The organism is Acidovorax sp. KPB24-07, from assembly GCF_057543315.1.
This window is the reverse complement of the sequence record NZ_BAAJYS010000380.1, coordinates 1-3,112: the sequence shown is the minus strand read 5'-3', so window position 1 is coordinate 3,112 and position 3,112 is coordinate 1. Positions and strand designations below refer to the sequence as shown.

The 3,112-nt window shown below is 71.1% G+C and carries 5 protein-coding genes; 3 read left to right on the top strand and 2 right to left on the bottom strand.

Annotated features, from left to right (window positions below; translation table 11 throughout):
• Positions 1–241 (bottom strand): GntR family transcriptional regulator (locus tag AC27IQ_RS21305; RefSeq protein ID WP_487090693.1); only part of this gene is annotated, 241 nt, incomplete at its 3' end.
• An 83-nt stretch (positions 242–324) separates the two neighbouring features.
• Here AC27IQ_RS21305 and AC27IQ_RS21300 point away from each other — a divergent pair.
• Positions 325–954, top strand: coding sequence for an FMN-binding negative transcriptional regulator (locus AC27IQ_RS21300; RefSeq protein WP_487090692.1), 630 nt, complete (start codon positions 325–327; stop codon positions 952–954).
• 127 nt (positions 955–1,081) lie between these two features.
• Positions 1,082–1,300: a hypothetical protein gene (locus AC27IQ_RS21295; protein ID WP_272564024.1), complete on the top strand. Its 219-nt coding sequence runs from the start codon at positions 1,082–1,084 to the stop codon at positions 1,298–1,300.
• A 32-nt stretch (positions 1,301–1,332) separates the two neighbouring features.
• Here the strand turns inward: AC27IQ_RS21295 and AC27IQ_RS21290 are convergent, their stop codons facing one another.
• Entirely contained in the window at positions 1,333–1,968 is a 636-nt protein-coding gene (locus tag AC27IQ_RS21290) for a glycine zipper family protein (RefSeq protein ID WP_487090691.1), read from the bottom strand.
• Positions 1,969–2,128: 160 nt separating this feature from the next.
• On the opposite strand from AC27IQ_RS21290, the gene AC27IQ_RS21285 reads away from it, so the two are divergent.
• Entirely contained in the window at positions 2,129–3,097 is a 969-nt protein-coding gene (locus AC27IQ_RS21285) for a DHH family phosphoesterase (RefSeq protein ID WP_487090690.1), read from the top strand.
• Positions 3,098–3,112 lie beyond the last annotated feature (15 nt).

Sequence of the window (3,112 nt, the reverse complement as noted above, 5' to 3'; positions counted from 1 at the left end):
GCGGCCGGGCGCAGGGCGACGCGGGCCGCCCGCCCGGGGCGGTGACCAGAAAGCCCTCTGCCGCCAGTTGCTCGTAGGCCGCGGTGACCGTGGTGCGCGACACCGCCAGGTCCGTGGCCAGGGCCCGGGTGGACGGGGCCCGCGCGCCGGCGGCCAGCGTGCCGTCGGCGATCTGCGCGCGCAGCAGGTCGTAGATGCGGCGGCCGGTGCCGGGCGGGGCAGGGGGGTGGAACTGGTCCATTGAAATGGTGAAGAACTGGCTCTTCGGATTGTGCCGGTTCTGCATGACAGTCTCGTGCACCGCATTCCGACCGAGCCCCACCCATGTACATCCCACCGCATTTCGCCGAAAACCGGCCCGAAGCCCTGCAGCGCCTCCTGCGCGAGCACCCCCTGGGCACCCTGGTCACCCACGGCGAAGGGGGCCTGGACGCCGACCACCTGCCGTTCGAGTTCGACCCGGAGGTGGGCCCGTTCGGCCGGCTGTCGGCCCATGTGGCCCGCGCCAATCCGCTGTGGCAGCGCTGCCCCACGGGCACGCCGGTCATGGTGGTGTTCCACGGCCCCCAGTCCTATATCTCGCCCAACTGGTATCCGAGCAAGCACGAGTCGCACCGCCTGGTGCCGACCTGGAACTACGAGGTGGTGCACGCGCACGGCGTGCTGACCGTGCACGACGACGAACGCTTCGTGCGCCGCATCGTGGCGCGCCTGACGCGCCAGCATGAGGCCGCCGAGCCCCGGCCCTGGAAGATGGGCGATTCGTCGTCCGAATTCATCAACGGCCTGCTGCAGCACATCGTGGGCATCGAGATCGCGCTCACCGCGCTGGTGGGCAAGTCCAAGCTCAGCCAGAACCGCGAGGCGCGCGACATCGCCGGCGCCGCCGACGCGCTGCAGTCGCGCGGCCAGGGGGACCTGGCCGGGAGGATGCGCCCGCCGTCCGCCCCCTGACGGGTGGGTGGCCGCGAGCGCCCCCGGCCGCTTGACATGGGCGCTCATGGCACCATGTGGTCCATACCACCCCGGGCATTTCGCCACGGGGGTGCCGGAATGGCCCCTGCCCAGGAATCGGATTGCAATGAAGACCATCGACGAGATGCTGAACCTTGACCTGCTGACCCACGAGCAGCATTTCCAGATCAGTGCATGGATCGCGCGCTCCAGTTCGCCGGAGGACATCCTGCAGATGCCCGCGCCGTTGTGGCAGGCGGTGGAGCGCGCCAGCCAGACCATGGGCGTCAACGAAGACCTGCTGCGCCCTCCGGCGCTGGATGCCGGAAACGCCGCGCTTCCCTGACGTGCCGCGGGCCCTGCGCTGCCGGCCGCGCCTCAGCGCAGCACGCGGCATTGGCCGAATTCGCAGCGGATCGCCAGGGCGTCGCCGTTGCTGCAGGGCACGGTGTAGGTCTCGAAACCCGGTCCCTTGGCGGCCAGCCAGGCCATGGGCGTGGCGGTGCAGGACTGGTCGCGCGCAAGGCGCTCGGCATTGAACGTGTCGGTGCCGATGGCGCGCGCGGGCAGGGGCGTGTAGTCGGCGTGTGCCGAGCGGGCGGGCTGGTTGGGCTCCGGCACGGCGGCCACGGCCGGGTAGGTGCTGCCGGCGTATCCGCGCCCGGCCATGCAGTTGGCGACGATGCCCTGGCGCCGCTCCAGCGCCTGCACGCCCTGCGTGGCGCCGAGCGCCCCGCCGATCAGCGCCGAATCCTGCACCGCGTTGCGGCTGCCGCCCAGCGCCCAGACCACGGTGGCGGCCAGCACGGCGCCGGCGACCAGGCCGTCCACGGTCTCGCTGACCACCCCGATCTGGCTGGCGTAGCGCTGGCAGTCGGCCAGATCGGCCGCCTGGCGCGCGGGATCGGTGGGATGACCCGCGCTACCGGGCGCGCCAAGCGAGAGGCTGTCCGCGCCGCGCGTGGCGCAGCCGGCCAGGAACAGGGCCAGGACGCAGAGGGACAGCTTGCGCATCGAAAACTCCTTGCGGATTCGGTCGTACACCCGGCAGCAGGCCTGCAAGGCACCGGGCGCCGGCCCAGGGGCATTGGACAGCCAAACCGCTCCCGCTGCCAAGCCCCCGCCCCGGGGGCTCCGCACCAGTGCCCACGCCCAGTACCCGACAATGCGCCCCATGACGATCCCCACGAAGAAAACCCTCCTGCCCCTGCAACTGCTGGTGCACCCGGACAAGAACGATCCCAACCCCCTGGTCCTGTACCACGGCCGCTGCGCCGACGGCTTCGGTGCCGCGCTGGCCGCCTGGCGCTACTACGGCGGCCAGGCCGAGTGCGTGGGCCTGTCGCACGGGCAGGTGCAGTCGGTGGACGACCTGCCCGCGCTCGAAGGCCGGGCGGTGTACATCCTCGACTTCTCTTTCACGCCCGAGATATTGACCGCCATTGACGAGCGGGCCGCCAAGCTGGTCATGCTGGACCACCACAAGAGCGCTGCCGAAAAGCTCACCGGCTTTGCCTGCCGCTGCGGCGTGGTGCACTTCGACATGGACAAGTCGGGCGCGCGGCTGGCGTGGGAGTTCTTCTACCCCGACACCCCGCTGCCCGACCTGGTGCGCTACGTGGAAGACCGCGACATCTGGGCCTGGGCCTACCCCGAGAGCGCCGGCTACCTGGCCGCGCTGGACATGGAGCCCTTCGACTTCGCGCGCTGGGAGGCCATCGCCGCGTTCACGCCCGAGCAGTCCGCCGCCTTCGTCGCCTGCGGCAACGCCATGGACGAGAAGTTTCGCCACCTTGCCGCCGACGTGGCGGGCGGCGCGCAGCCGATCACGTTCAACGGTAAACAGGGCCTCATGGTCAATGCCCCCGGCGCCTTCCACAGCCTGATCGGCGAGATGCTGTCCAAGCAGTGCGGCACGTTCGCCCTGATGTGGATCGTCAGCAAGGAGGGCAAGGTGAAGGTGGGACTGCGTTCGCAGCGCAACTTCGACTGCTCGGTGCTGGCCGAGAGCATGGGCGGCGGCGGCCATGCGCAGGCCTGCGGGTTCCGCATGGGGGCGGAGCGCTTGCCCGAGCTGCTGAGCGGCGTGTTCGATGCAGCGGCGTCCCCCGCTCCGGCGGCCGGGGCCGGAACGGCCGCCTGAGCCGGCCCCCAGGTG